Below are 25,551 nucleotides of genomic sequence, written 5' to 3'. Positions count from 1 at the left end.
TCGTAAATTCGTATTCACTTATTCACGTTTATCATATAAAAAAACAAATATTTTAATAAAATTTGGTTACAACTCGTTACAAATTGAATTTATATGCACTATAAATGCCTATTAAATCTAAATAATTACCAACCGCCATACCGTTAACAATTGATTTACAAATGCTTTGGTCGCAGATAAATTCACTAACCGAGTAGCATCTGAGTCGTAGTTATTCTTATGAAACATAAAATAATAATGATTAACACTAAATTGACCATGGAAGAAGAACATGACAATCAACAGAACCACTAAAATAGCGTTAAGCCTTTCAAGCTTAGCTATTGCGATCTCAGCCGGTGTACAAGCAGCACCACAAGCCTCAGGTTTTGCCGCAGCATTACAAGCACAAACCTCCCCACTGCCAAAGCGTTACATTGTGAAGTTTAAAAACACTGATGCCGCGGCCATCATGTCAGCCAATAGTGTGCAATCAACGAGTGATCTGCAGTCACTCAATGACGCGACAACAGATACGCTACCAACCACAATGAATTATCAGCCACAAATGGCTGAAATCAGTGCCCAACATACCGCATTAAATAAAGTACAAGCGAAGGAAATGAAGCGTATCGGCCGCAGTAACAGCTACTCGGTGAAACTCGATGCCAAAGGGATCAATGCCTTAAAAACCCGTGCTGATGTGGAATATGTCGAAGAAGATATGCCACGCCGCTTTCTAAGTGAAAGTACGCCTTGGGGCCAAACTTTTGTAGGAGCAACCCAGCTAAGCGACAGCCAAGCTGGCAACCGCACTATTTGTATTATCGACTCAGGCTACGACCGTAGTCACAGCGACTTAGGTGGCAACAATGTCACAGGGACCAATAACTCAGGCACAGGTAACTGGTTTGAGCCGGGCAATAATAACGCCCACGGTACCCACGTTGCGGGGACGATTGCGGCGATTGCCAACAATGATGGCGTGATCGGCGTTATGCCAAATCAAAATGCCAATATTCATGTGATCAAAGTGTTTAATGAATCTGGCTGGGGCTACTCTTCATCCTTAGTCGCTGCCGTAGACACTTGTGTCACCAACGGCGCCAATGTTGTCACTATGAGTTTAGGTGGTTCAGGTTCTAGCACCACTGAGCGTAACGCTCTGGCTGCCCACTATAATAATGGTGTTCTCCTGATTGCTGCTGCGGGTAACGATGGGAATAGCACTCACAGCTACCCAGCATCCTACGATGGCGTCATGTCTGTCGCCTCTGTGGATAACCATAAAGACCACTCAGCATTCTCCCAATACACTAACCAAGTGGAAATATCAGGCCCTGGTGAAGCCGTTCTATCGACTGTTACCCGTGGCGAAGGCCGTTTAGCCGATATCACTATCGGCAGTCAGTCTTACTTTGACTCAGGTGTCGTGCCACACAATCGCCTGATATCCTCTGGTGGCAGCTATGTCCCCGCACCATTTAACGGTACCAGCACTGCAACTTTGGCAGAATGTACCGTTAGCGGCACAAGCTTCAACTGCGGCAACATGACCAATAAGATTTGTTTAGTGGAACGTGTTGGTAATCAAGGCACTAGCTACCCTGAAATTAACGCAGCTAAAGCCTGTAAGAATGCGGGTGCCAGTGCGACGATTGTTTACAGTAACGCGGCATTACCCGGCTTACAAAACCCCTTCCTTGTCGATGCTAACAACGAAATCAATATGGTTTCTGTATCTGTTGATCGTGCAACAGGCTTAGCATTGCGCAATCAACTGGGCGCCACAGTCACTGTCAGCAACCAAGGCAATAAAGATTACGAGTACTACAACGGTACATCAATGGCGACACCGCATGTGTCAGGTGTTGCGACCTTAGTGTGGAGCTACCACCCAGAGTGTAGTGCGGCGCAAGTCCGTAACGCATTGAAAATGACGGCCGAAGATCTTGGTACTACGGGTCGTGACAACTACTATGGCTATGGTTTAGTTAATGCAGTTGCAGCAAAAGCCTTCCTAGACGCATCTTGTACTGGTCCAACGGGTCCTGTCGATCCAACCGAACCGGGCGATAGTGTTCTGGTGAACGGTGTGGCGAAAACAGGTTTAGCAGGCGCAACAGGTGAAGAATTACATTTTTCATTTGAAGTTCCAGCAGGTGCAACTAACCTAGGCTTTGTGATGAACGGTGGCACAGGTGATGCGGACTTGTATGTGCAATATGGCGCAGCGCCAACCACCACTAATTACGATTGCCGTCCGTATAAAAGTGGCAATAGTGAGTCTTGTCCAATCACCAACGTACAATCAGGCACTTACTATGCCATGGTAAAAGGCGATTCGGCTTTCACTGGTGTGTCGTTAACGGCGAACTACACAGCGTCTAATGGCGGCGGTACGCCAACGAGCTATACCAATACTGATAACTATAATATTCCTGATAACAAAGCGGCGGGGATCACCAGCCCAATCACGGTTACTCGCACAGGTGATTCAGGTACTGTGACTGCAGTCGTGAACATAGTCCACCCTTACATTGGTGACTTAAAAGTGCAGCTGATCAGCCCTTCAGGAAAAACGGTCACCCTGCATAACAACACAGGTCTTGGTGCAGACAATATCAACAAGAGCTATACCGCAGATATGACAGGTGCGAATTCGAACGGCGTATGGAAGTTAAAAGCCGTAGACAGTGGCCGTGGTGATGCTGGTTATATCGATAGCTGGGAACTGAGCTTCAAATAAATCAAAATTGATACTCTTACTGATACTTAAAAGTGATAAACGGAAAGAGCCTGCAATTGCAGGCTCTTTTTTTACAAAACATGTTATTCAATATCTTTGAGAATTTCAGGCTCAATCAACACGCTGGTTTCATTATCCGATAACCAAATTTGGCCTTCACTAATCGAAACTTGCAATGCCATATTACGCCCAACAAAGGCTTCCATCGCCGTGACGGACTCTTCGGCAATATTCCACACTTTTAAATTCTGATAACGCTCTAACGCCTGCTGATTCTGTTTCCACCAAATCGGTACACTGCGGCCACCATAGGTAAAGAGCTGCACGACTTTGGCACGGCCGCTGGCCTTTCGCAGCCATTTTTCATCGGCCTGACCAAACTCAACCCACAACTCAATTTCACCGGATAGGGTTTTGTCCCATAGCTCTGGCTCGTCATCGACGCACAGACCTTTACTAAAACTTAAGGTTTCGCTGGCATTCACAATAAACGCGAGTAAACGCACCATCATGCGGCCATCGGTTTCGGAAGGATGCTGTGCAAGCGTCAATTGATGGTCTTGGTAATAATTCCGATCCATATCGGCTATCTGTAAATTGACTTTAAACACGGTCGCCTTGAGGGCCATAGTCATCCTAAATGCAGAGTGAAATCCTGAAACAGCAAAATCCTAAAATAAGGCTGCCGAGTCTACCTGAGACTCGGCATTAGCTCAAACGAACAATAGGGTACGCCCATGAAATCGAACAAAACGTGCAATCGAACAGAAGGTTAAATCGAACCCAAGGCTGAATCGGTAAGAAATTAAATCGCTCCGGGTCGCAGATGTTTAGCCATGGGGAAATGGGCTTTCAACAAGCTGATTTTTTGCGTATCCGCTACCAGTAGCATGCGCGTACCCAACTCATACTGTTGACTCAATTCACTGAAAGCGGGTAAAAAACCACGATCTGCGTCGCGGCGAACAAGTTCAGCGAGTTCGACGCTCAAATCCCCTTGGCTGTATATCCAATCGAGGCGCTGTAATAATGGCATGGCGGCGAGCGGCAGTAAGTCCACAGATGTTGCATCATCCAACAAAAGGATTTCACCGCGGCTGACTAAGTTATTAAACGCATTATGGTAATGCTCGGTGGTACGACTATCGAAACGGTCGCCATTGGTATCGAAAAAACGCTCCCAAAATAAGCGGCGTTTCGAGGTTGAATCGAGTTTATCTTGTACTTCGACGCGTCTATCAGCGACAAAATCGAATAACGGTTTGAGTGACTGCGGTAGGCTAGATTCTAAACGCGAGCGAATCGTGCGTGCAAATACTGGTGCTGCTCCCGCAGTGCTGATCGCGACCACTAAACGACCTCTATCCACAATAGAAGGAGTGATAAAGCGGCAAAAGGCGGGATTATCAACAGCATTAACCCAGATACCACGCGCAGTAGCTAAGGTCGCTAACTCGGCATTAAGACTGTCGTTTGCCGTAGCTAAATACACCAAATCATAATTTTGAATGTCGGCATGGACGACTTCACGCTGGGATAACAAAATGCGGCCAGCATCTGCATAACGTTGCACCTCAGGGTTCACCTCTGGCGCTACCACGTGGATATTAGCTTCAGTACGTGTCAGCAGTGCTAACTTACGGCTCGCCACATCGCCCGCGCCCACCAGTAGAACATTCAAATTAACCGTATCGACAAACAAGGGAAAATATTGCATTAGATGAGATCCTGAACGCTTAGTCCTGCACGACTGGCAGTTGACGCTGTACCCAGCCCTTATAGCCACCAATCATAGAGGCAACGTGGGTGTAACCCATAAGTTGCAGATTATGGGCAGCCAAGGCGGAGCGCGCACCACCCGCGCAGTAGAGTAATATAGGTGTATTTTTATCGGGGAAACGCGCTTCGATATCACGCTCTAAAATACCCCGGCTTAAATGTTTCGCTCGGGGTAAATGATCTTGCAGCCACTCACGATCCTCACGCACATCAACAAGGTGCCAGCGGTCATCGGCCTGATAAGCTTCGATTGTCACTTCGGTGATATTAGGCAGAATAGCGTCAACAAGGGCGGAAAATGCATTGGGATGTTGCATCACTAACTCCTAGATAAGATATTGAATGGCATGATGAATGTCAGCTTATCAGCAAAGTGTAATCTTCTCATCCTGCAGACGCAATCTTTCAGCCTCACCGCAAAGCTGAGAAAGTTGCCAGTGAAAGACTAGTTGTGGCTCTCGCTGCGCTCTGAGCTACATTGCCAGCAAAGCTCAAAACTGCCTTCATTAGTCTCATGGCATTGCACACACTGCCATTGCGGACTTTCAACATCCAACGCATTCAATTGAACTTGTGCCGACGCGTATTGGGACTCACCTACCCATAACTCGACGTTTTGCATCCCAGTAGGGAGTTCACCAATGCCGCCTAATAACGCTTCACCTCTGAGTTCAACATGAATGCCACAGGCTTCCAATAAACCTTTCCATGTATGGGCCTGCAATAAATTACCACCAGCAACTAACACTTTACGTTCTTCCATGCGACATCCTACGGCTACAACTCTCTAGAATATGGGTTGCCGACATCCTACTGCTAAATAGCCGAGGCTGTCGAGCGCTGATTTTTACATCAGTTGTTAAATAAATTAACATTCACTTTTTACAGCATAACTGACTATAACTTTGTGAGTTTGCTAGCAGAATGTCAGATACGCCTCAAAATCGATGCAAAAAAAAGCCACCTCGTCGGTGGCTTTTTAACTCCAAATTAACCTTTAAGGCATCATAGGAGGTTGGTCTGCGCCTTCTTTCTCAATCTCAACTGGCATCATGTGTTCACGATTGATACCCAGTTTAACGGCCAAGAAGCTCGCCACATAGATAGAGGAATAAGTACCCACAAAAATCCCCAACAGCAATGCAGTCGCAAAGCCATGGATCATAGTGCCGCCCTTAAGGAACAAGGCCACAACAGTCACCAAAGTCGTGCCCGTTGTAATAATGGTACGGCTCATAGTTTGAGTGATTGAAATGTTAACTATTTCTTCAGGATCGCTCTTACGCAGCTTAAGGAAGTTCTCACGGATACGGTCAAATACCACAATAGTATCGTTAAGTGAGTAACCCACCACAGTCAACAAGCCCGCCAATACGGTCAAGTCAAATTCCAATTGAAATAACGAAAACACCCCTAATGTCACGATGACATCGTGCGCCAGTGCCGCTACAGAACCAAACGCTAAGCGCCATTCGAAACGAAACGACACATAGATCATGATACAAATCAGCGCGACTAATACCGCCAATGCACCTTGCTCTGCCAGTTCTTTACCCACTTGTGGGCCAACAAACTCAACACGCTTCTGCTGCACTTGTGGGTCAACTTTCTGCGCGGCTTCCATGACAGACTTAACCTGCACATCGCTCTTAACGCCTTCTTTCACCTGTAAACGTACAAGTACGTCACGGCTAGAACCGAAGTTTTGCACGATCGCACCTTCGGAATCTGGCGTCGTCAGTTGCACACGCAGTGCATTCAAATCAACCGGCTGAGTAAACTCCATTTCAACAACAGTACCGCCAGTGAAATCAAGACCCCAGTTAACGCCATTAGTTGCGAGTGATACCAGCGAGCCCAGCACTAACACTGCCGACATAATGCTAATAGGCAGTGCATGGCGGAGGAAGTTTACTGTATGTTTTAAGGATAAAACTTCAATCATTGTCACTTCCCCTTAGATAGACAGAGTCTTCACGCGCTTACCACCCCAAATCGCGTTAACGATTGAGCGAGTACCCACGATGGCGGTAAACATAGAAGTCGCAATACCTATCATTAAGGTCACAGCGAAGCCTTTAATCGCACCAGTACCTACGGCAAACAAAATGAGCGCAGTGATGAAGGTGGTGATGTTCGCATCGGCGATAGTTGAGAAAGCATTACCATAACCTTCATGGATAGCCTGCTGTACACTACGTCCGGCACGAAGCTCTTCACGAATACGCTCATAAATCAGCACGTTGCCGTCAACCGCCATACCGACCGTCAACACCATACCGGCAATACCGGGTAGGGTTAACACAGCGCCAGGGATCATAGACATAACGCCCACAACCATGACTAAGTTTGCGGTTAAAGCCAGGTTAGCAATAAGCCCAAAGCTACGGTAGTAAACCAACATAAAGAGTAAGACAACTGCCATACCCCATACCATAGCTTGCACACCGCTTTGAATGTTTTCAGCACCTAAGCTTGGACCAATGGTACGTTCTTCAACAATTGATACAGGAGCAATCAAGGCACCCGCACGCAGTAATAGCGCAAGGTTTTGTGCTTCACCATGACTTAAGCCAGTGATCACAAAGTTACGGCCTAAACGGGCTTGAATGGTCGCGACAGAAATCACTTCTTGGATTTTCTGCATCTTAACGCTGCCATCGGCATTGCGATCACCACTGTCTTTATATTCGATGAACAAAGTCGCCATAGGCTTGCCTATGTTGTCTTTAGTCACGTCAGAGAAAATGGTACCGCCTTTAGCGTCGAGGTTGATACTGACCTGAGGACGACTGTACTGGTCAAAGCTAGGTTGCGCGCCAGTGATATGATCACCCGTCAACATCACTTCTTTCTTCAATATCACAGTGCCACCTTCGCGGCGCTGATACACTTCAGAACCCGCAGGTACACGACCTGATTGCGCGGCATTCGGATCGGCTTTGTCATCCACCATGTGGAATTCAATTGATGCGGTTGCACCTAAGATTTCCTTAGCGCGAGCCGTATCTTGCACACCTGGCAGCTCAACGATAATGCGCTCGGCGCCTTGACGTTGTACTACAGGCTCAGCCACACCTAACTCGTTAACACGGTTACGAATGGTAGTAATGTTTTGTTGCAGTGCTTCTTCTTTAATCTGCTTTAGATAAGCTTCACTCATCACTGCTTGCAGCGCGAAATCTTCGCCACGGCTAGCGTCGGTGAACACCATATCTTGATTGCGAGTCTTAAGAAAACGCTCGGCAGTCGCTAAGTTTTCAGCATCACGGAACTTGATTTCAATTCCAGTGGCATTAACACGAATACCAGCATAACGAATGGTTTCTTCACGTAATTGTGAACGGAAATCAGCGACTTTAGCTTCTTCCATCTTACGAATCGCTTCGCCCATGTCCACTTCCATGAGGAAATGCACACCACCGCGAAGGTCAAGACCAAGCTTCATTGGGCTGCCGCCCATGGACTCGAGCCACTTAGGCGTCGCAGGCGCTAAGTTAAGTGCCACAGTAAACTTGTCACCTAAGCTGTCAGCAATCAGTTCTTTCGCCAGTAGCTGTTGATCCGCATTTTGCAAACGGACCAACAACTGACCTTTTTCAAGCTCAGAGCGCTTTACCGCAATGCTCTTACTGGCTAACAGCTCGTTCACACTGGCTTGGGTAGATGCTGTTACTTCAGCACCTCGAGTCGCCACCACTTGCACCGCATGATCTTCACCAAAAAGGTTAGGTACGGCATAGAAACAACCTATGGCGATGACGAGCATCACCATAATGTTTTTCCACATTGGGTATTTATTTAACACGCCTGAGCCCTCTTGGCTTACAACGACTGGATAGAGCCCTTAGGCAATACAGCTGCAATATAGTCTTTTTTGATCGTGATTTGTGTTGTGTCGTTCAAGCTCAGTAACACGTAATCGCTTTCGTCGCTGATTTTTGCAATCTTGCCTAAAATCCCACCACTGGTTAACACTTCATCGCCTTTGCCTAATGAAGACATCAGATTTTTGTGCTCTTTAACGCGTTTTGATTGCGGACGGAAAATCATGAAATAGAAAATCAGGCCGAAAATCGCCAGCATGAAAATCAGTTCCATCGTGCCGCCACCTTGTGGTGCGCCGGCAGCGCTTGCATATGCATTTGAAATAAACATAGTTTTTCTCTTCTTATTAGCAAAAAATCAATCGACTAACTCTGGTACTTCGCGACCTTGACTGGTATAGAAGTCCGCCACAAAGGCGTCTAATGTACCCGTCTCAATCGCACCGCGCAAACCTTCCATTAACATTTGATAGTATCTCAAGTTGTGAATGGTGTTTAAACGCGCACCCAGAATCTCATTACAACGATCTAAGTGGTAAAGATACGCCCGTGAATAATTTTTACAGGTATAACAATCACACTTAGTATCAAGTGGTGACGTGTCATCTCTATGACGCGCATTGCGTATTTTGATCACACCTTCACTCGTAAACAGATGACCGTTGCGGGCATTACGGGTTGGCATCACACAGTCAAACATGTCAACACCACGACGTACACCTTCAACTAAATCTTCTGGTTTACCGACCCCCATCAGATAGCGAGGTTTGTCTGCAGGAATTTGCGGGCAAATATGCTCAAGAATGCGATGCATATCTGCTTTAGGTTCACCTACGGCCAAACCACCGACGGCATAACCGTCGAAACCAATATCGACTAAGCCTTTTAAGCTTTCGTCGCGTAAATCTTCATACACACCGCCCTGAATAATACCGAAGAGTGAGTTAGGGTTCTCTAAACGGTCAAATTCATCACGCGAACGTCTTGCCCAACGCAAAGACATCTGCATTGACTTGCGCGCTTCATCTTCAGTGGCAGGATACGGGGTACATTCGTCAAAAATCATCACCACATCACTGCCCAATGCATCTTGAATTTGCATTGATTTTTCAGGATCTAAGAAGATTTTTTCACCATTAATGGGCGAACGGAAATGCACACCTTCTTCGGTGATCTTACGGATATCGCCAAGACTAAACACTTGGAAACCGCCCGAGTCCGTTAAAATAGGACGCTGCCAGTTCATAAAGTCATGCAAGTCACCGTGCTTACGCATGATCTCTTCGCCTGGGCGCAACCATAAATGGAAAGTGTTACCGAGCAAAATATCCGCGCCAGTGGCACGGACTTCTTCCGGTGTCATGCCTTTCACTGTGCCGTAGGTTCCTACCGGCATAAAAGCGGGGGTTTCTACTGTGCCACGATCAAAAATTAACCGACCACGGCGCGCACGCCCGTCGGTAGTGTCTAATTCAAATTTCATAATTCACCTCGCCAGATAAACAGTCTGACTACATTTTTAATGGCTAATGCCATTTTGATTAACAATAGAGATGGGGACAGCGTTAAAAGGTTCAATCTTTTAACGAAAAAAATTGCCGCACAATCTCACTTTGGGCGGCTATTTTAAAACAAAATCTTGGTCTAGTGGGCTTTTTTCGTCACAAACATCGCATCGCCATAGCTAAAGAAGCGATATTTTTGCGTGATAGCATGTTGATACGCCGCCATAACATGATCAAAACCGGCAAAAGCACTCACTAACATGATCAAAGTTGATTCAGGTAGATGAAAATTTGTCACCATAGCATCGACCACTTGGAATTCATAACCTGGGTAAATAAAGATATCGGTATCGCCGCTAAAAGCTTTGAGTTCGCCAAGGCTTGCGCGCGCCGCACTTTCTAAGGAGCGCACTGACGTCGTCCCTACGGCCACTACACGTTTACCCGCCGCTTTGGTTTGCGCGATTAAATCAACCACATCCTGCGGCACATTCGCCCACTCGGAATGCATCTTGTGTTCAAGAATGGTATCGACACGCACTGGCTGAAATGTTCCCGCGCCCACATGCAAGGTCACAAACGCGACATTCACGCCCTTGGCTTTTAATGCATCGAGCATGGCATCGTCAAAATGCAAACCCGCCGTTGGCGCGGCAACTGCACCAGGATTTTGGTTATACACGGTTTGATAGCGCTCTTTGTCGGCATCTTCATCGGGTCTATCGATATAAGGAGGCAAAGGCATGTGCCCTACTGCTTCAAGCACTTCTAAGATGGTTAACTCTGATAACAACTCAAGTTCAAACAAGGTATCGTGACGGGCGACCATCTTCATTTGATAGCCACCGTCGAGATGGATTAACGAATCCACTTTAGGGGATTTAGAGCTACGAACATGAGCGAGGATACGCTTATCATCAAGCATACGCTCGACTAAAATTTCTAACTTACCGCCACTGGCCTTTTGACCAAACATGCGCGCGGGGATCACTCGGGTATTGTTGAACACCATTAAATCGCCAGGATTAATCATCCCCAGCAGATCGGTAAACTGCTTATCGCCTAACGCGCCAGAGTTGCCGTCTAAGGTTAACAGACGAGATGCATTACGCTGCGCCATAGGATAACGAGCGATCAGCTCATCGGGGAGATCGAAAGAAAAGTCTGCAACGCGCATATTGGCCTCTAGATAGCTTAGAACGGCGGCTAGTCTATGGTTAGAGGCCAATAAGATCAAGATTACTTATTGCCAGTGTCCACTTCTTGCTCGGGTTCCACTGGATTAATGCCATCTTGGGGCAGATTGCCATCGGCATCGAATTTTAGCCGCGAGCGACTAAAGTCATCCATGCTGAAACGGTGTTGTTCAAAGGGGATTTCTATTAGCACTTTTTTGCGCTTCTGCTGCTCGTCTTTACCAAGCATTTTGGTGAACCAGTTCCACATCATCCATGATCCTAAAAAAGGTTATTGATTTTATTTCACTTTCCCGTATCGATTACTATGTCAACGTTTAAGTCAGCCATAATTATTCACGGCGAATCAAATATCATTATCAATAAAAAGTGAAAAAATACTGCATTTTTAGCTTCGGCGCTTTCCTAAGCGCGCTTGTGCATGATACCGTGAACCGACGTGGTTAACCAAGCACAAATAATGAACTTTCTTACACACTTACATCTCGCCGACATCAGTAAAACCCACCTTGCTGCCAACGTAGCAGGTAACTATATTCAAGCGCCAATTGCGCAAGCCCCAATGGAGTTACGCCAAGCTTTATGGCTAAACCAAGAGATTAATACCCTCTGCGCCAGCCATGAATTGACGATTGAATTAATGGAAGCTTTCCCTGCGCCCTTAAGAAGCATAGCAGCAGAACTCATGGCGGTGAGTTTCGATCACTATTTAGCTTACTATTGGGAAGAATATCACCACCAACCCTTGGATGAATTCAGCAGCAAGGCCTATGACGCGTTAGATGCTTTCGCCACGCAAGGCGTTGATCCATACCATCCAGAGGCATTATTTACACTCTTGCCCACAATGCGCAGCGCCGATTGGCTAGGCAGCTACACCACCGAAAAAGGATTACAACAAGCCTTAACACAGGTGGCCAAACAGCATCCGCAAGCCGCACTGTTTAAAGATGCCCATAAAGTTGTCAATAAAATGCAGATAGAAATCGAAACCGCGTTCCGCACTTTTTATCCGCAGCTGATGGCTTATACCCGTATTTGGAGCCGTAAGACACCTACAGAATATTTGCCCTCCCCCCTCTAAGAATAAGCAAGCATGAGATTATGCTGTGTGCCTGCGTAAATTTTGCTAGTATGGCCGCGCAAAAATGAGGACAAGATGCAGATATTTGATTACCAGCCCCCAGCAGTTCCTTGGCTAGACATACGCTATAAAGATAGAGATCTGATTATCATCAATAAACCTTCGGGATTATTGTCTAATCCGGGTCGAGCGGCTCACACCTTCGATTGCGCGTTAACCCGCTTACAAGCCCTTTATCCAGAAACAATTTTAGTGCATAGGCTCGACTGCGCGACCTCGGGCATTATGGTGTTCGCCCGTAATAAAAAAGCGGAGTCGCATTTAAAAACACAGTTTCAAGATAGACAGAGTAAGAAAGTCTATATTGCCGAAGTGATGGGACATGTGCTGCAAGATCAGGGGATTATTGACCTCGCGATAGTGCCAGACACTGAACATCCGCCCTATCAAAAAACGCTACAGGCGGGAGAGACTGGCGGCAAAAGCGCCCTCACTCACTACCGTGTATTAGAGCGCCGAGAAAACAGCACCTTAGTCGAGCTTTCGCCAGAAACAGGCCGCACCCATCAATTGCGTGTGCATATGCTTGCCCTAGGCCATGCGATTTTGGGTGATGAGTTTTATGGTGATGCCGAGGTTATCAAGGCCAAACCGCGTTTATGTTTACATGCACAAAGCTTGAGTTTGACCCATCCCTATTCGGGTAAACCGCTGTTTTTTAGCAGCAAACATCCATTTACTGAATAACTTAAGCCACTCGCTACAATTCCATAAAAGCAAAAGGTCGCGACTTAGCTCTTAGCTATCGTGCGACCTTAGTTATTTACGGATTCGACTGTCGTCGTTTAAGCGACGCGTATACCTTGACCAAAATCGACATCAGCCGCTAATTTTTCTGCTTGGAAATAACAGCCCTGCTCATTACAAAATTGTAATTGCTGCGACGATGTCACGATAAAGAATTCACCAAAGAAATTGCCGCCAACATCTTCCAGCTTATGGCCCTCAGGAGTTTGCGTCATATAAACTTCATCTAAACTATGGCAGCCATCACTAAACCAAGTTTCTAAAAAATATTTATCGTCTTCTTTATAGAGGGTAATTTTGTCACCCAATAAAGGACGCCCATCTAACCAACGACCTATAATTTCACGATTTTGCATATCTGTCTCCCGCCAATGAAGGCGACGGCGTTTTTCAATCCCAGACATCCTGATATCCTTATGCAATACCCAATCACCTAAAGTGAATGTCAGTTGTGGTAGTACATTAAGCATAGAACCCATTTAACTCTTTACTCCCCACAGCAGCAAATTACTTCAAATCGCCCGTCAAATGTAACTTTTTGGTTAATTTAAATTTGCTAAATATTTAAAATATAAAAGATAAATACCTTTGACTAATTAATCGGCAGTGTAGCTCAATCTAAAAATAAAAACGCGATCTTTATCACTATTTACTTATCGCTAAAGTAAAGGCAGCTAAAAGACTTATCTTCCTAGATGAATGAGTTTGTTACATCTTTTATTGCCAATTTTAATAGGGTTTCTGATATAACCCATAAGTGAATTACCGCACAAATAAGACCAAGTGATATTTCAATATCCCTACAAAACAAAAATAAAGCAGGAAGCACTATGCATAACATTCATCGTCGTCACTTTCTTAAAGCAGCGGGTGCCGCTACCGCCGGACTCGTCACAGCCAATATTGCCCTCAACGCCTACGCCAGTAGTGTCGCCCCTAAACCACAAACGGGTAAATCCGTTATCGGACTCATAGCACCCAAGATGGACGTGGTTCGAGTTGGCTTTATCGGTGTTGGCGAGCGTGGCTTTAGCCATGTCGAGCAATTCTGTCATTTAGAAGGCGTTGAACTTAAAGCTATTTGTGATACTCACCCAGCGGTGCTGGACAGAGCCGTGGATCATATCGTTAAACAGAATCGGCCAAAACCGACTGTCTATACTGGTAATGACCAGAGCTATCGCGATCTCTTAAGCCGCGATGATATTGATATTGTGATCATTTCTACTCCATGGGAATGGCACGCACCTATGGCGATAGAGACGATGGAAAGCGGTAAACATGCCTTTGTCGAAGTACCGTTAGCACTCACAGTAGAGGAATGCTGGCAAATTGTGGATACCGCTGAACGCACTCAGAAAAACTGCATGATGATGGAAAACGTCAACTACGGCCGTGAAGAACTTATGGTTCTCAACATGGTGCGCCAAGGCGTGTTTGGTGAGTTGCTCCACGGTGAAGCCGCTTATATCCACGAGCTACGTTGGCAGATGAAGGAAATAGACCATAAGACGGGCTCATGGCGGACTTATTGGCATACCAAGCGCAACGGTAACTTGTACCCGACCCACGGTTTAGGGCCAGTTTCCCAGTATATGAACATCAACCGCGGTGATAGATTTGATTATCTAACCTCGATGAGTTCGCCCGCTCTTGGACGTGCGCTCTATGCTAAACGTGAATTCCCCGCCGATCATGAGCGTAATCAGCTCAAGTACATCAATGGGGATATCAATACCAGTCTGATTAAGACCGTTAAGGGCCGGACCATCATGGTGCAGCATGACACGACGAGCCCAAGACCTTACAGTCGCCACAATTTGATCCAAGGGACAAATGGCGTGTTTGCGGGTTTCCCGAATCGTATCGCCGTCGAAAATGGTGGCTTTGGTCAAAGTTACCACGAGTGGGATATGGACATGCAAAAGTGGTATGACAAATATGATCACCCTCTATGGCAACGTATAGGCAAAGAAGCTGAGATTAACGGCGGCCACGGCGGCATGGATTTTGTGATGTTATGGCGCATGATTTATTGCCTGCGCAATGGCGAGGCCTTAGATCAGGATGTGTACGATGGCGCGTCTTGGTCGGTGGTGAATATCTTAAGTGAACATTCAGTCAATGACCGCAGTAACTCAGTCACCTTCCCTGATTTTACCCGCGGCGCGTGGCAAACCGCCAAGCCATTAGGGATTGTCGGCGCTTAAGCAGCGGCTTTTGCCAAACTCATCATTTTGATGGGTTCACCATAAGGATAAGTGCCTCGGCCTTATCCTTTTTCTTTTCTTAAATGAAGCCTAGAGATGCCCGCACCATCAATAGCAATAAGGGACAAGCAATTAGGGGCAATAAACTCATGATAAGAAACCAACTATAAACGCTAATAGTAGCCAATTTCTTTGATTTTCAAAGAAAAATCACCACTCTGCTGGGCACCAATCACTAGCCCTAGACTACAGACTTGGCTTAAATCTATTGCCACTCGGGAAATCGGTTTACCCCGACATTGGGGCAAGAAGTCACTGAAGGGAATTTCTATCCGCTGCCAATTCAAGACTCTAGCGCCACTCACGCCAAACGTTTGATGGCTTGGCGCGGGCATAGGCGCTTGATAAACCGTGCTTTGGGGTGTGTCGACATCCTTAAAATTCACTTTATAATCTTTAGGTCGGTCGCCATCGAGTTCGACATAGATCCCAGTAAATCCACTGACATCTATAGGGCTAAACTCACAACGCACTGAAGCAAACCCGCCGCCATTTGCCAGCGACACATGGCCACTAAACTCACCATAGCCTAAAGGTGACACCGTCATCTTACTGCGGGACAAACCGCCCATCACAGTGTCATTTATCCCATACCAGGGCTTTGCGGCATCTAGCACTTTAAAATCAAAAAAGATCATAACGACTCCCATAAAAAAAGCAGCCACCTAAGTGACTGCTTCCATAATACTTTTCAATACGAATAACAGCACTCGTTAACTCAGTTTAGCTTTATTCTCAGCGGCTTCACAAGCAGCAGCGGTAAAGATAACGTCAGTAGAGCTGTTCAATGCGGTTTCGGCAGCATCTTGAACCACACCAATAATGAAGCCGACAGCGACCACTTGCATGGCGACATCATTAGAAATACCAAACAAGCTACAAGCCAGTGGGATCAACAGTAATGAACCACCCGCTACACCCGAGGCGCCGCAAGCCGAAATAGCGGCTACAACGCTCAATAACAATGCGGTGAGTAAATCGACTTGAATGCCTAAGGTATGCGCCGCAGCTAAGGTCAATACCGTAATAGTGATCGCCGCGCCGCCCATATTGATGGTGGCACCTAAGGGAATAGAGACTGAGTAAGTGTCTTCATGCAGATTTAATTTTTCACACAGCGCCATATTCACCGGAATATTCGCCGCACTCGAGCGGGTAAAAAATGCCGTCACGCCACTTTCACGCAAACAACGAAATACCAACGGATAGGGATTGCGTTTAATCTTCACGTAAACAATTAAAGGATTAACGATTAAGGCAATAATGGCCATCGCACCTAATAACACTGCCAATAACTGCGCATAACCCGCAATTGCGGCAAAACCGGTTTCAGCAAACGTCGCAGCAACTAAACCAAAGATACCAATAGGTGCTAAACGAATAATGAAATGCACCATTTGCGAAATGCCGTGGCTCATGTCGGCAAATACTTGCTTAGTCGAATCGCTAGCATGATGTAAGGCTAAACCTAAACCCACACCCCAAGCAAGAATACCAATATAGTTGCCCGTCATTAACGCATTCACTGGATTATCAACCAATTTAAATAATAAGGTATTGATCACTTCACCAATACCTTGTGGAGGAGTTGTACCTTCCACACCAGCAACCAAAACTAAAGTCGTGGGGAAAATAGAGCTTAAAATCACAGCAGTTAACGCCGCGGCAAAGGTACCCAATAAATACAGGATCACAATTGGGCGCATATTGGTTTGCGTATTTTTCTTTTGATTGGCAATCGACGATGCTACTAAGATAAATACCAGTATTGGAGCAATCGCTTTTAATGCTCCAACGAATAAACTGCCTAAGAAGGCGATATCTTTTGCGCTATCGGGTGAAAAACTCGCTAACACCACACCAGCGATAATCCCTAATAAGATTTGTAATACGAGACTGCCATTAGCCAACTTAGCTAATAATGATGATTCTTGTTTCATGGTTTAACCTGTCGTTATTATATTTCGGTTGAGATCCCCAACGCGCACCTTCGGAAATGAGGCCAATAAGGTTTTTATAGGATGTGACTAGACTTGTCTAGTTTTGCGGGGAAATAAGCTAACTAAATTACCCTTGTCCCGCAAAAAGCATACAAAAAACTAACAAGCGCCTTATTGGCGCTGCTTCATGGCTAAATCGGCACCACGCAACATGGCATCAATCAACTCGTGGGCATCGAACTTAGTCAGCGCTTCATTTGCCCCCACTTGGTGGGCCTGACTCACGCTTATTTCGCTGGATAAAGACGTGTGTAAAATGATGTAGGCCTTGGCAGTCAGTGGATTATCACGCACCTCAAATGCCAGTTCGTAACCATCTAGTCCTGGCATCTCGATATCACTCACCAGAATATCTATGGGATGATGCTCTAGTGCCGCTTGTTCCATCATGACTAAGGCTTCTTTACCGTCGGCGGTCACTCGATAAGGGATGTTGATCATATCAAGGGCATCGGATAACTGCTTACGTGCCACCTTAGAATCATCCACTAACAGGATATTCATGGGTTTGAGTTTCTCACGCTGCACATCGGTCAAGATTGCCCGATTTGCCTGTGGGTTATTCGGGAAAATTTTCGACAGCAATAACTCAACATCGAGCAATTGTACTAACTGGTCCTCAAAACGAGTCACGCCAGTCAAGTAAGCATTCTTGCCCAAATTTGCAGAAGGCGCCTCAATATCACGCCAATTACATTCAATAATCTTATCGATACCACGCACTAAAAAGCCAATGATCATCCGCTGACAGTCAGTGATGATGATGTAGCATTTTTCGCGCTCTTCAGGGGCTATCGGCCGATAACCAATCGCAGCCGCCATATCTATGATAGGAATCGTATGGCCACGAATCGTTGAAGCGCCAAGAATCGTCGGATGAGATTGGGGAATTTTGCTTAGCTGTGTGTACGGCACCAGCTCACGCACTTTCAACGTGCCTAAGGCAAACACTTGAGTCTGTGATAACCGAAACAGTAGTAATCCCTGTGACTGACTTGCCTTACTTTTCATAATTAGATAAATAACTCACTAAAAACAACCTTCGGATAGCTTAACCTTAACACAGTAAAATTTTGATGACTAAGGTCAAACGAATGAAACTATTATTACCTATTTATTAATAGGTTCGACGCCAATCGCCGACAAGTGCTTAGTCTTGTAATGCATACAAGACATCAAAGGCAAATTGATCCCAACCTTCGGCAGTAAAAGCGATATCGCGAATATTACGAACTTGGCTCACCGCATGTAATGGCGCAGCACCATTGACCATCAAGTAATAGGCCATGATAAGACTGGTGCGATCCTTGCCAGAGCGACAATGGATCACTACAGGCAGCTCATCGGCTTCACATTGCTGAATAAAAGCGAGTGCCTTGGGCAACTGAGCGACACAAATCGCCACATCCCCATCTTGGGGCGGCACATTGCGCGAAAAGGGAATACATTCGTAACGTAAATCAAGCTGCTTAAACGCACTCGGCTCGCAGCCCTCGCCCCCATTGACCGACAGAATGGCACCAATACCGGCCTCTTTGAGCGCTTGTAAATCCCAAGGATCTTTATTAGGGCCACTGCGCCCTGCGACTTTACCTTCAACTAACCAGAATAAGTGTTGCATAAACCTTACCTACGACAAGTGAGATGACAAGGAACGCCAGAGATAAGCTAAGAATAGCTTGTTTCCAACGACTTAAGATTTTTTACCCCAAAATTCAGCATTGGCAGGCGGTAACTGTTTACGTTTTTTTTTACCCATACCTTCAGGCTTGGCGACAGGTTTAGCTTGTTCTAACAGTTCGGCTGGCATTTCATCATCGGCTTCAAAACCGACAATTTGCTCACGCACTAACTTAAGTTTGTTCTTTTTCTCTATCACGCCAAAGTGGTGATAATCCTCATGGGAAATCAAGGTCACGGCTAAGCCTGCTTCACCGGCGCGGCCACTACGGCCAATACGATGCATATAATCTGCAGGGCTCCTTGGTAAATCAAAGTTGATCACCACAGGCAGTTTATCGATATCGATACCACGGGCGGCAATATCGGTCGCAATTAACACACTGATCTCGCCATTTTTAAAGCCATCGAGCACCCGCATACGCGCACCTTGGGCTTTATCGCCATGGAATACTTCGGCAGTGATCCCACGTTTAGACAGCTTTTGCGCTAAGTGATTACAGGTATTTTTGGCACTCACGAAGATCAACGCCTGTGACCACTGATGTTCTTTAATCAGATGCGCCAATAATGCGGTTTTCATCGGACGATTAACTGTAATCACCCGTTGATGAATCGTGCTTTCTTGCTCACTTTGCAATTGATATTCAAGTGGATTATTAAGCAGTTTTGCCGTTAACTCACGGACTTCTTCAGGGAATGTCGCAGAGAATAATAAGGTTTGTTTCTTGACGGGCAAAGCGTCGAGCACTTGAGCTAATTCTTCAGTAAAACCAAGGCTTAACATGCGGTCAGCTTCATCTAGCACTAAGGCGCTGACACGATTGAGTTTGATGGCATTACTGGACAACAGATCTAACAAACGACCCGGCGTTGCTACGAGTACGTCGGCGCCAGAGCGTAGACTCTGCATTTGCGCATTCACCGACACACCGCCAAACGCAGCGACAATTTTTAGCTTGCCATTAAGATGTGAGGCATAGGATAAAAAGCTGTCAGCGACTTGTTGTGCTAATTCACGGGTTGGGACTAAGACCAAACAACGAACATAAGCGCCTGTCTTATCCTCTGTTTTTGCGTCAACAAGTTGTTGCAACAGCGGCACGGCAAAGGCTGCCGTTTTACCCGAGCCCGTATTAGCACCGGCTAACACATCGCGCCCCGCAAGCACAGCGGGAATCGTCGCCGCCTGTACTGATGTAGGCGAAACATACGCTAATTCGGTTAATCGATTTAGCAAGGGTGCAATAATGCCGAGTTGGGCAAAGCTTGCCGCAGAGGAAGAAGCCTGAGTCATAGAAAGTTTAACTGCTCACCAATATCTTAATAGGCGGCTATTCTAGCTTAAATATCGAGGCAATGCTTGGCAGTTTCCAGCGTTAATAACTGCTGTTTCATCGCAAGCCCATAGGCGTAACCCGTTAACTTGCCATTTTTGCCTATCACTCTATGGCAAGGCACGATAATCGCAATGGGATTGGCACCATTGGCAGCGCCCACGGCGCGCACCGCCTTAGGCCGACCAATTTGCTCGGCAATCTGCCCATAGCTGCAGCTCTGACCATAATCGACATTGAGCAAAGCTTGCCAAACTTCACGCTGAAATTCAGTGCCCTTGGGCGCGAGCTTTAAATCAAATTCAACGCGCTCACCCGCAAAGTAATCCGCAAGCTGCGCCTGAGTTTCACGAATATGCGCCTTAGCTTGATTGAGGGCATCCTCACTCACCTTAGCAAGCGCAATCTCAGTGCGATCCGAGCCGACAACCGTTAAATGACTCAGCCCATAGGCATTGGCATTTAACTGCAATATTCCGGCAGGACTCATAAAAGTATCTACGGCACAAGGCTGATACGCAGCAATACTCGGCGCTTGGCTCAATTGACGAATCGCATGTTTCATAATCTGTCTCTTTGTTTGCTCTAAATTTGGTTCTAAATTGGCTCTTAACTTAACGCTAAATCATCTTTTTAAACTAGCAGTTAAATGTGAGGCGGCTTGATGGTTATTGATGCCAAAGCTGAAAAGTTAAATAACTGCCCCAAGGCGCGATTTCTTGACTCAGCTGCTGACACAGCTTCGGGTAGTTGACTGCACCCACAGCGGCTTCATCCAGCCTATGGGTCTTGCCATACAAGGCCAGCAAATGCTTTTTAACAATCAAATCGGTATCCAAAAACACATTGGGATCGCCCAAACCGCGGAGCTTAGCATACGCGATTGTCCAAGGACCTATGCCCTTAACGCTGAGCCAATCATCGACACTCGCCTCAGGATGATCGCAGATAAACGCCGCGAGCGCATTGAGGGCTAATTTACGAGCGCCGGGCATTTTTAGCTCTGTTAGACTCGCCTCACGAATGGCCTCGGGTGTAGGAAATAAACGATACTCGCAACCATTGAGACTAAAGCGCTCGCCATAGGCTTCAACCAATTGATTAAGTAGCTTAGTCGCCTGCACTACCGTCACTTGCTGGCCTAGAATCGCACGGCAGGCCGCCTCAAATAAGGAGCCTGCACCGGGAATGCGTAATCCCGAAAACGGTGTTAATCCTAAACTTGGTAGCGCACTTAAGCCTTGTTCAATCAGCAGCATATCCGCATCGAGATCTAAAATGCGTCGCACTTCAGTGACCAGCAATTGCAGCTCATCGACAGGAGAGTCTTCGGTCAACATTATCACGAGTTTGAAGCGATTTAGCTTAGGCTCATGGATAATGTGCACTGTGCCGCGCATCTTACCTAGGGCAAAACAACGACCATATTCGAGCCCATTATCGCCAGCTTTGGCCTCATCTACCACGGACGCCTCATCGCCAACGACATCGCTCGCTTGTGGATGACTCATCTGCGGCGTGAACCATTCCATCCCTGTTACCGCACGTAATCGATAAAACGCCAGCAGCGATGCCCAATCCAATGGCGGGCGATAATACTGATACAAGGTTAATCCATAGTGCGGCACAAATTCACCCATAGTATCAATCTCATCTAATCCTGTTGATGGCTCAATCATGGACTCCTTTGCGGCTTTGGTTAATGTACTCTTTCTTAACTGGGTCGGCGTCAATTGCAAGGTTTGCTTAAACGCCTCATTGAAACGGCGAATACTGTTGAAACCCGCCGCCATCGCGACTTGAGTGATAGATAATTGGGTTTGGTGCAATAATTGTTTAGCAAATAGTAACTGCCGATATAAGGCATATTGTTTTGGCGAAGTGCCAAAACCTTCGGTAAAGAGCTTATTGAGATAACGACTGCTGATCCCTAATCGGTCAGCCAATTGTGTTACTGTCGAGGCTGGCTCTCCCGATGATTTTCCCGCTAAGGCGCCCGCTTCGATTAAGCTAATGGCCCTCGCTAACGTTGTGCCAGTCCCCTTCCAAGGATTCGATCCCGGCGCACTGTCGGGCCGACAACGTAAACATGGGCGTAATCCCGCCTGCGCGGCTTTAATGGCCGAATCAAAATAACGCACATTTTGCTCTTTTGGTGCTACAGCAGGACACACAGTTCGGCAATAAATGCCGGTCGTTAATACGCCCACAAAAAACTTACCATCAAACCGCGGATCGCGGCTCATCCTCGCCTCACGGCAAATGGACGCAGAAAGTTGCCCCGAATAGGACTCCAGCGAATGCACCGAATCTATTTCATCACGCTTAATCGCACTCTCAGACACTCTATCTGCACTCATTTTTCATCACGCCCGACAATATTCGCTCACAATTAATTTCTTGTTCATTACTTTACGTAAAACTAGCATGTAGCACTAGCGGAAAACGGAACTCAATCATTTCAATGCTTTTAGGGCATGAAATCTTATATACCCAAGCTACCTGAAGATACGAGTTTCAGAGCGTCTAGGGTGCTTCAATTCAAGGCGCATCAATGACAGAATGTCGGCCACCTTTTGAATTGGTGCGACACGGAAGTGGAGTGCCCTAGACGCTCCGTCCCGGCGGGTTTTAACGCACTTTATGCCGTGTTGGTTATTTTTAACTTAGTCCACTAGGTCTGCAAATAACCGCCTTGCCTAAAGTGCGTTAAATTCCCGCTGAATCCTGCATCTTCAGGTTGTTTGGGTATATGCTAGAGCCGACTATTTTTTATCTCACCATAGAGTTAATTCATGTTTAAACGATTTGAATCCTGGGTTGAAGCCCTACCCGATGATGAACCCACTAAACCACCCACAGGGGTTTATGCTTTTTGTCGCCACTACACTAAGGGCTACGAACTGCCGCTGATCTTAATGTCAGTGCTGACAGCCATGCTGGCCATGCTTGAAGTGTCACTGTTCGGATTCATGGGCCAATTAGTTGATTGGCTTGTGAAAAAAAATCCCGAAACGTTATTCCAAGACGAAGGCACGACCTTAATGCTGATGGGAGGTATGGTGATAATTGTGATGCCAATATTGGTATTACTGCATGCGCTTATCATGCATCAAACCTTGCTCGGCAATTATCCTATGTCGATCCGCTGGCTTGCACACCGTTATTTGCTAAAACAAAGTGTATCGTTTTATCAAGATGATTTTGCTGGCAGAATCGCCACGAAAGTGATGCAAACATCCTTAGCCGTGCGCGAAACTGTGATGAAATTGCTCGATGTGTTGGTATACATTTTAGTGTATTTCACCTCTATGCTAGTGATGATCGCCAGCGCTGATCTGCGCTTAGTCATACCTATGCTCGTCTGGCTTGCACTGTATGTTGGTCTGCAATGGTACTTTGTGCCTAGACTAAAAAGTGTCTCTACCGAGCAAGCCGATGCGCGCTCAACCATGACAGGCCGTATCGTCGACAGCTATACCAACATCACCACAGTGAAGCTATTCGCCCACACACAGAAAGAAGCCGAATACGCCAAATCCAGTATGCGGATATTTTTAGACACGGTTTATCGCCAAATGCGCTTAGTGACGGGCATCAGCGTAAGCGTGCAAATCATCAACTATCTGTTGGCCTTTAGTATTGCAGCAGTATCGATAGCCCTATGGACCGATAGCGCAATCACGGTCGGCGCCATCGCCATTGCGGTCAGTTTAGCACTGCGCTTAAACGGCATGTCACAGTGGATAATGTGGGAAATCAGTTCGTTATTCGAAAATATCGGCACGGTTACCGATGGAATGAACACCTTATCGAAAACAACGATCATCCAAGATGAGCCAAACGCCAAGGCGCTGGTCGTCAATCATGGCAAGATTGATTTCAACCAAGTGTGTTTCCATTACGGTGAGCAGACTGGCGTGATTGAAGATCTGAATTTGAATATTAAAGCAGGTGAAAAAGTTGGCTTAGTGGGGCGTTCTGGCGCAGGTAAATCGACCCTAGTGAATCTACTAATGCGATTCTACGATGTTGAAAAAGGTCAGATTAATATTGACGACCAAGACATCAAGATGGTTATGCAAGATTCACTGCGTTCGCAAATTGGCATGGTGACCCAAGATACCTCCCTCTTGCACCGCACCATTCGCGAGAATATTCTTTACGGCAATCCCAGTGCCAGTGAAGAGCAACTTGATCGCGCGATTAAACAAGCTCAAGCCTATGACTTTATTCAGGAACTCAGTGATCCTAACGGTAATCATGGCTTAGATGCCCAAGTGGGTGAACGCGGCGTAAAACTCTCTGGTGGCCAAAGACAGCGTATCGCCATCGCGCGGGTTTTATTGAAAAATGCGCCCATTTTACTGCTTGATGAAGCCACATCTGCGCTAGATTCCGAAGTCGAAGCTGCAATCCAAGAAAGTTTGTATGAATTAATGCAAGGCAAGACAGTGATCGCGATTGCCCATCGACTTTCTACTATTGCCGCGATGGACAGGTTAATTGTATTAGATCAAGGCCGAGTCGTTGAGCAAGGCACGCACCATGAACTCATCGCCGCAGGCGGTATTTATGCTCAATTATGGGCCCACCAAACCGGTGGATTCTTAGGTGTAGACTAAGCCAAAGGTAAGATGACGAAAGGCGACACTCAGCAGTGAGTGTCGCCTTTTTTATCTCAAATAAGTTTCCGCCTACTTCTGCCCTCTTCCCACAAAGCTTCACTCTTACATTACACTCGCCCGCATATTCACCGCAACGATACGCTATTCAGCTATTACAATAGCTACCGTAAGAACAGTTCACTTCAAACTTTACTCGTTGAACGATTGGAAACAAGAGATAAACCGCGCTTAACGGCTCAACTTATCAGCATTGAAAGTAGCAGCATTCAAAGTACCAACACACTGAACAATCCGAAAGGTGAGTTTGGGCCATGGGTTAGCGCAAGGTTAAGCAGGAAAACGCTTCGATAATCTTTATCACACGATTGAACAGAATGACTTCACCACACTAAGTAAGCCTCTCGAAGCATCATTTATTTAGGTGGTTTGAATTGGTGGGTAAATTAGGCAAATAACTCGGAGCGTATGACTCGTAAATGAATCGGGGAGATCTCGATTTAATATTCAAAATTCAGACACAAAAAAACCACCTTGAGGTGGCTTATTGTCTTTAATCAAAGTTTCGATAAACCTTGATTAAAATTGGTATCCCCTAGGGGATTCGAACCCCTGTTACCGCCGTGAAAGGGCGGTGTCCTAGGCCTCTAGACGAAGGGGACCCGGACTTATGATTTAACTCGTAACCGAGCTTTGTAACACATTCACTTCAG

23 protein-coding genes and 1 tRNA gene are annotated in these 25,551 nt (G+C 46.3%); 5 read left to right on the top strand and 19 right to left on the bottom strand.

Features of this window, described 5'->3' with window-relative positions; all coding sequences use genetic code 11:
* The first annotated feature begins 271 nt into the window (after positions 1 to 271).
* Entirely contained in the window at positions 272 to 2,728 is a 2,457-nt protein-coding gene (locus KFE26_RS20880) for a S8 family serine peptidase (RefSeq protein ID WP_212601607.1), read from the top strand.
* 83 nt (positions 2,729 to 2,811) lie between these two features.
* On the opposite strand, the gene KFE26_RS20875 is transcribed toward KFE26_RS20880, so the two are convergent.
* The 10 genes from KFE26_RS20875 to KFE26_RS20830 all read right to left on the bottom strand — a co-directional run bounded on the left by KFE26_RS20875 (position 2,812) and on the right by KFE26_RS20830 (position 11,288).
* Positions 2,812 to 3,357, bottom strand: coding sequence for a YaeQ family protein (locus KFE26_RS20875; protein WP_028761068.1), 546 nt, complete (start codon positions 3,355 to 3,357; stop codon positions 2,812 to 2,814).
* 176 nt (positions 3,358 to 3,533) lie between these two features.
* Positions 3,534 to 4,445, bottom strand: a complete 912-nt coding sequence (locus KFE26_RS20870; RefSeq protein WP_168824282.1) for a bifunctional precorrin-2 dehydrogenase/sirohydrochlorin ferrochelatase — start codon at positions 4,443 to 4,445, stop codon at positions 3,534 to 3,536.
* A gap of 19 nt (positions 4,446 to 4,464) precedes the next feature.
* On the bottom strand, positions 4,465 to 4,824 hold the full coding sequence (locus tag KFE26_RS20865; protein ID WP_113941668.1) for a rhodanese-like domain-containing protein: 360 nt from the start codon (positions 4,822 to 4,824) through the stop codon (positions 4,465 to 4,467).
* A gap of 128 nt (positions 4,825 to 4,952) precedes the next feature.
* The gene (locus KFE26_RS20860; RefSeq protein ID WP_028761071.1) at positions 4,953 to 5,270 is read right to left on the bottom strand and encodes a DUF2007 domain-containing protein; all 318 of its coding nucleotides are present in this window, start codon (positions 5,268 to 5,270) and stop codon (positions 4,953 to 4,955) included.
* 234 nt (positions 5,271 to 5,504) lie between these two features.
* Positions 5,505 to 6,452: a protein translocase subunit SecF gene (gene secF, locus KFE26_RS20855; protein ID WP_198572756.1), complete on the bottom strand. Its 948-nt coding sequence runs from the start codon at positions 6,450 to 6,452 to the stop codon at positions 5,505 to 5,507.
* A gap of 12 nt (positions 6,453 to 6,464) precedes the next feature.
* On the bottom strand, positions 6,465 to 8,315 hold the full coding sequence (gene secD, locus KFE26_RS20850) for a protein translocase subunit SecD (protein WP_212601606.1): 1,851 nt from the start codon (positions 8,313 to 8,315) through the stop codon (positions 6,465 to 6,467).
* A gap of 17 nt (positions 8,316 to 8,332) precedes the next feature.
* Positions 8,333 to 8,665, bottom strand: a complete 333-nt coding sequence (gene yajC / locus KFE26_RS20845; protein ID WP_007649452.1) for a preprotein translocase subunit YajC — start codon at positions 8,663 to 8,665, stop codon at positions 8,333 to 8,335.
* Between the two features lie 27 nt (positions 8,666 to 8,692).
* Positions 8,693 to 9,817 (bottom strand): tRNA guanosine(34) transglycosylase Tgt, encoded by a 1,125-nt coding sequence (gene tgt, locus KFE26_RS20840; protein WP_006082277.1) that lies wholly within the window; start codon positions 9,815 to 9,817, stop codon positions 8,693 to 8,695.
* A gap of 161 nt (positions 9,818 to 9,978) precedes the next feature.
* Positions 9,979 to 11,016 (bottom strand): tRNA preQ1(34) S-adenosylmethionine ribosyltransferase-isomerase QueA, encoded by a 1,038-nt coding sequence (gene queA, locus KFE26_RS20835; protein WP_198572755.1) that lies wholly within the window; start codon positions 11,014 to 11,016, stop codon positions 9,979 to 9,981.
* 62 nt (positions 11,017 to 11,078) lie between these two features.
* Positions 11,079 to 11,288, bottom strand: a complete 210-nt coding sequence (locus KFE26_RS20830; protein WP_131523167.1) for a hypothetical protein — start codon at positions 11,286 to 11,288, stop codon at positions 11,079 to 11,081.
* A gap of 207 nt (positions 11,289 to 11,495) precedes the next feature.
* On the opposite strand from KFE26_RS20830, the gene KFE26_RS20825 reads away from it, so the two are divergent.
* Both KFE26_RS20825 and KFE26_RS20820 read left to right on the top strand, forming a co-directional pair.
* On the top strand, positions 11,496 to 12,119 hold the full coding sequence (locus KFE26_RS20825; protein WP_212601605.1) for an ACP phosphodiesterase: 624 nt from the start codon (positions 11,496 to 11,498) through the stop codon (positions 12,117 to 12,119).
* Between the two features lie 75 nt (positions 12,120 to 12,194).
* A complete protein-coding gene (locus tag KFE26_RS20820) occupies positions 12,195 to 12,866 on the top strand; it encodes an RluA family pseudouridine synthase (RefSeq protein ID WP_028761077.1) in 672 nt (223 codons plus the stop codon).
* 98 nt (positions 12,867 to 12,964) lie between these two features.
* Here the strand turns inward: KFE26_RS20820 and KFE26_RS20815 are convergent, their stop codons facing one another.
* Positions 12,965 to 13,405 carry a hypothetical protein gene (locus KFE26_RS20815; RefSeq protein ID WP_131523165.1) on the bottom strand — a complete coding sequence of 147 codons (441 nt, stop codon included), beginning with the start codon at positions 13,403 to 13,405 and terminating at the stop codon, positions 12,965 to 12,967.
* A 351-nt stretch (positions 13,406 to 13,756) separates the two neighbouring features.
* Between KFE26_RS20815 and KFE26_RS20810 the strand changes: the two genes are divergently transcribed.
* Positions 13,757 to 15,136 carry a Gfo/Idh/MocA family oxidoreductase gene (locus KFE26_RS20810; RefSeq protein WP_212601604.1) on the top strand — a complete coding sequence of 460 codons (1,380 nt, stop codon included), beginning with the start codon at positions 13,757 to 13,759 and terminating at the stop codon, positions 15,134 to 15,136.
* A 173-nt stretch (positions 15,137 to 15,309) separates the two neighbouring features.
* Here the strand turns inward: KFE26_RS20810 and KFE26_RS20805 are convergent, their stop codons facing one another.
* From KFE26_RS20805 to KFE26_RS20775, 7 genes are all read right to left on the bottom strand, one after another.
* On the bottom strand, positions 15,310 to 15,834 hold the full coding sequence (locus KFE26_RS20805; RefSeq protein WP_212601603.1) for a CIA30 family protein: 525 nt from the start codon (positions 15,832 to 15,834) through the stop codon (positions 15,310 to 15,312).
* Between the two features lie 75 nt (positions 15,835 to 15,909).
* Entirely contained in the window at positions 15,910 to 17,136 is a 1,227-nt protein-coding gene (gene sstT / locus KFE26_RS20800) for a serine/threonine transporter SstT (RefSeq protein ID WP_212601602.1), read from the bottom strand.
* 171 nt (positions 17,137 to 17,307) lie between these two features.
* On the bottom strand, positions 17,308 to 18,207 hold the full coding sequence (locus KFE26_RS20795) for a chemotaxis protein CheV (RefSeq protein WP_028761082.1): 900 nt from the start codon (positions 18,205 to 18,207) through the stop codon (positions 17,308 to 17,310).
* Between the two features lie 139 nt (positions 18,208 to 18,346).
* The gene (locus KFE26_RS20790; RefSeq protein WP_028761083.1) at positions 18,347 to 18,817 is read right to left on the bottom strand and encodes a dual specificity protein phosphatase family protein; all 471 of its coding nucleotides are present in this window, start codon (positions 18,815 to 18,817) and stop codon (positions 18,347 to 18,349) included.
* A gap of 72 nt (positions 18,818 to 18,889) precedes the next feature.
* Complete coding sequence (locus KFE26_RS20785; protein WP_212601601.1) at positions 18,890 to 20,173, bottom strand: DEAD/DEAH box helicase; 1,284 nt, start codon at positions 20,171 to 20,173, stop codon at positions 18,890 to 18,892.
* Between the two features lie 47 nt (positions 20,174 to 20,220).
* Positions 20,221 to 20,778 (bottom strand): methylated-DNA--[protein]-cysteine S-methyltransferase, encoded by a 558-nt coding sequence (locus tag KFE26_RS20780; protein ID WP_212601600.1) that lies wholly within the window; start codon positions 20,776 to 20,778, stop codon positions 20,221 to 20,223.
* 103 nt (positions 20,779 to 20,881) lie between these two features.
* A complete protein-coding gene (locus KFE26_RS20775) occupies positions 20,882 to 22,573 on the bottom strand; it encodes a DNA-3-methyladenine glycosylase 2 family protein (protein WP_212601599.1) in 1,692 nt (563 codons plus the stop codon).
* A gap of 435 nt (positions 22,574 to 23,008) precedes the next feature.
* On the opposite strand from KFE26_RS20775, the gene KFE26_RS20770 reads away from it, so the two are divergent.
* On the top strand, positions 23,009 to 24,838 hold the full coding sequence (locus tag KFE26_RS20770; protein ID WP_113941006.1) for an ABC transporter ATP-binding protein: 1,830 nt from the start codon (positions 23,009 to 23,011) through the stop codon (positions 24,836 to 24,838).
* A 586-nt stretch (positions 24,839 to 25,424) separates the two neighbouring features.
* Here the strand turns inward: KFE26_RS20770 and KFE26_RS20765 are convergent.
* A tRNA-Glu gene (locus KFE26_RS20765) sits at positions 25,425 to 25,500 on the bottom strand.
* Positions 25,501 to 25,551 lie beyond the last annotated feature (51 nt).

The organism is Shewanella sp. M16 (assembly GCF_018224605.1).
Classification (GTDB): Bacteria; Pseudomonadota; Gammaproteobacteria; order Enterobacterales; family Shewanellaceae; genus Shewanella; species Shewanella oncorhynchi.
This window is presented reverse-complemented; position numbering and strand designations above follow the sequence as displayed.

What these genes read in the sequence shown, in the direction of transcription:
- KFE26_RS20815 (WP_131523165.1), bottom strand. Translation starts at nt 13,405, where the DNA reads ATGGGTTCTATGCTTAATGTACTACCACAACTGACATTCACTTTAGGT.
- KFE26_RS20830 (WP_131523167.1), bottom strand. Translation starts at nt 11,288, where the DNA reads ATGATGTGGAACTGGTTCACCAAAATGCTTGGTAAAGACGAGCAGCAG.
- KFE26_RS20860 (WP_028761071.1), bottom strand. Translation starts at nt 5,270, where the DNA reads ATGGAAGAACGTAAAGTGTTAGTTGCTGGTGGTAATTTATTGCAGGCC.
- KFE26_RS20810 (WP_212601604.1), top strand. Translation starts at nt 13,757, where the DNA reads ATGCATAACATTCATCGTCGTCACTTTCTTAAAGCAGCGGGTGCCGCT.
- KFE26_RS20870 (WP_168824282.1), bottom strand. Translation starts at nt 4,445, where the DNA reads ATGCAATATTTTCCCTTGTTTGTCGATACGGTTAATTTGAATGTTCTA.
- yajC (WP_007649452.1), bottom strand. Translation starts at nt 8,665, where the DNA reads ATGTTTATTTCAAATGCATATGCAAGCGCTGCCGGCGCACCACAAGGT.
- sstT (WP_212601602.1), bottom strand. Translation starts at nt 17,136, where the DNA reads ATGAAACAAGAATCATCATTATTAGCTAAGTTGGCTAATGGCAGTCTC.
- KFE26_RS20875 (WP_028761068.1), bottom strand. Translation starts at nt 3,357, where the DNA reads ATGGCCCTCAAGGCGACCGTGTTTAAAGTCAATTTACAGATAGCCGAT.
- KFE26_RS20865 (WP_113941668.1), bottom strand. Translation starts at nt 4,824, where the DNA reads ATGCAACATCCCAATGCATTTTCCGCCCTTGTTGACGCTATTCTGCCT.
- tgt (WP_006082277.1), bottom strand. Translation starts at nt 9,817, where the DNA reads ATGAAATTTGAATTAGACACTACCGACGGGCGTGCGCGCCGTGGTCGG.
- KFE26_RS20790 (WP_028761083.1), bottom strand. Translation starts at nt 18,817, where the DNA reads ATGCAACACTTATTCTGGTTAGTTGAAGGTAAAGTCGCAGGGCGCAGT.
- KFE26_RS20805 (WP_212601603.1), bottom strand. Translation starts at nt 15,834, where the DNA reads ATGATCTTTTTTGATTTTAAAGTGCTAGATGCCGCAAAGCCCTGGTAT.
- KFE26_RS20795 (WP_028761082.1), bottom strand. Translation starts at nt 18,207, where the DNA reads ATGAAAAGTAAGGCAAGTCAGTCACAGGGATTACTACTGTTTCGGTTA.
- queA (WP_198572755.1), bottom strand. Translation starts at nt 11,016, where the DNA reads ATGCGCGTTGCAGACTTTTCTTTCGATCTCCCCGATGAGCTGATCGCT.
- KFE26_RS20825 (WP_212601605.1), top strand. Translation starts at nt 11,496, where the DNA reads ATGAACTTTCTTACACACTTACATCTCGCCGACATCAGTAAAACCCAC.
- KFE26_RS20775 (WP_212601599.1), bottom strand. Translation starts at nt 22,573, where the DNA reads ATGAGTGCAGATAGAGTGTCTGAGAGTGCGATTAAGCGTGATGAAATA.
- KFE26_RS20770 (WP_113941006.1), top strand. Translation starts at nt 23,009, where the DNA reads ATGTTTAAACGATTTGAATCCTGGGTTGAAGCCCTACCCGATGATGAA.
- secF (WP_198572756.1), bottom strand. Translation starts at nt 6,452, where the DNA reads ATGATTGAAGTTTTATCCTTAAAACATACAGTAAACTTCCTCCGCCAT.
- KFE26_RS20780 (WP_212601600.1), bottom strand. Translation starts at nt 20,778, where the DNA reads ATGAAACATGCGATTCGTCAATTGAGCCAAGCGCCGAGTATTGCTGCG.
- KFE26_RS20880 (WP_212601607.1), top strand. Translation starts at nt 272, where the DNA reads ATGACAATCAACAGAACCACTAAAATAGCGTTAAGCCTTTCAAGCTTA.
- KFE26_RS20785 (WP_212601601.1), bottom strand. Translation starts at nt 20,173, where the DNA reads ATGACTCAGGCTTCTTCCTCTGCGGCAAGCTTTGCCCAACTCGGCATT.
- KFE26_RS20820 (WP_028761077.1), top strand. Translation starts at nt 12,195, where the DNA reads ATGCAGATATTTGATTACCAGCCCCCAGCAGTTCCTTGGCTAGACATA.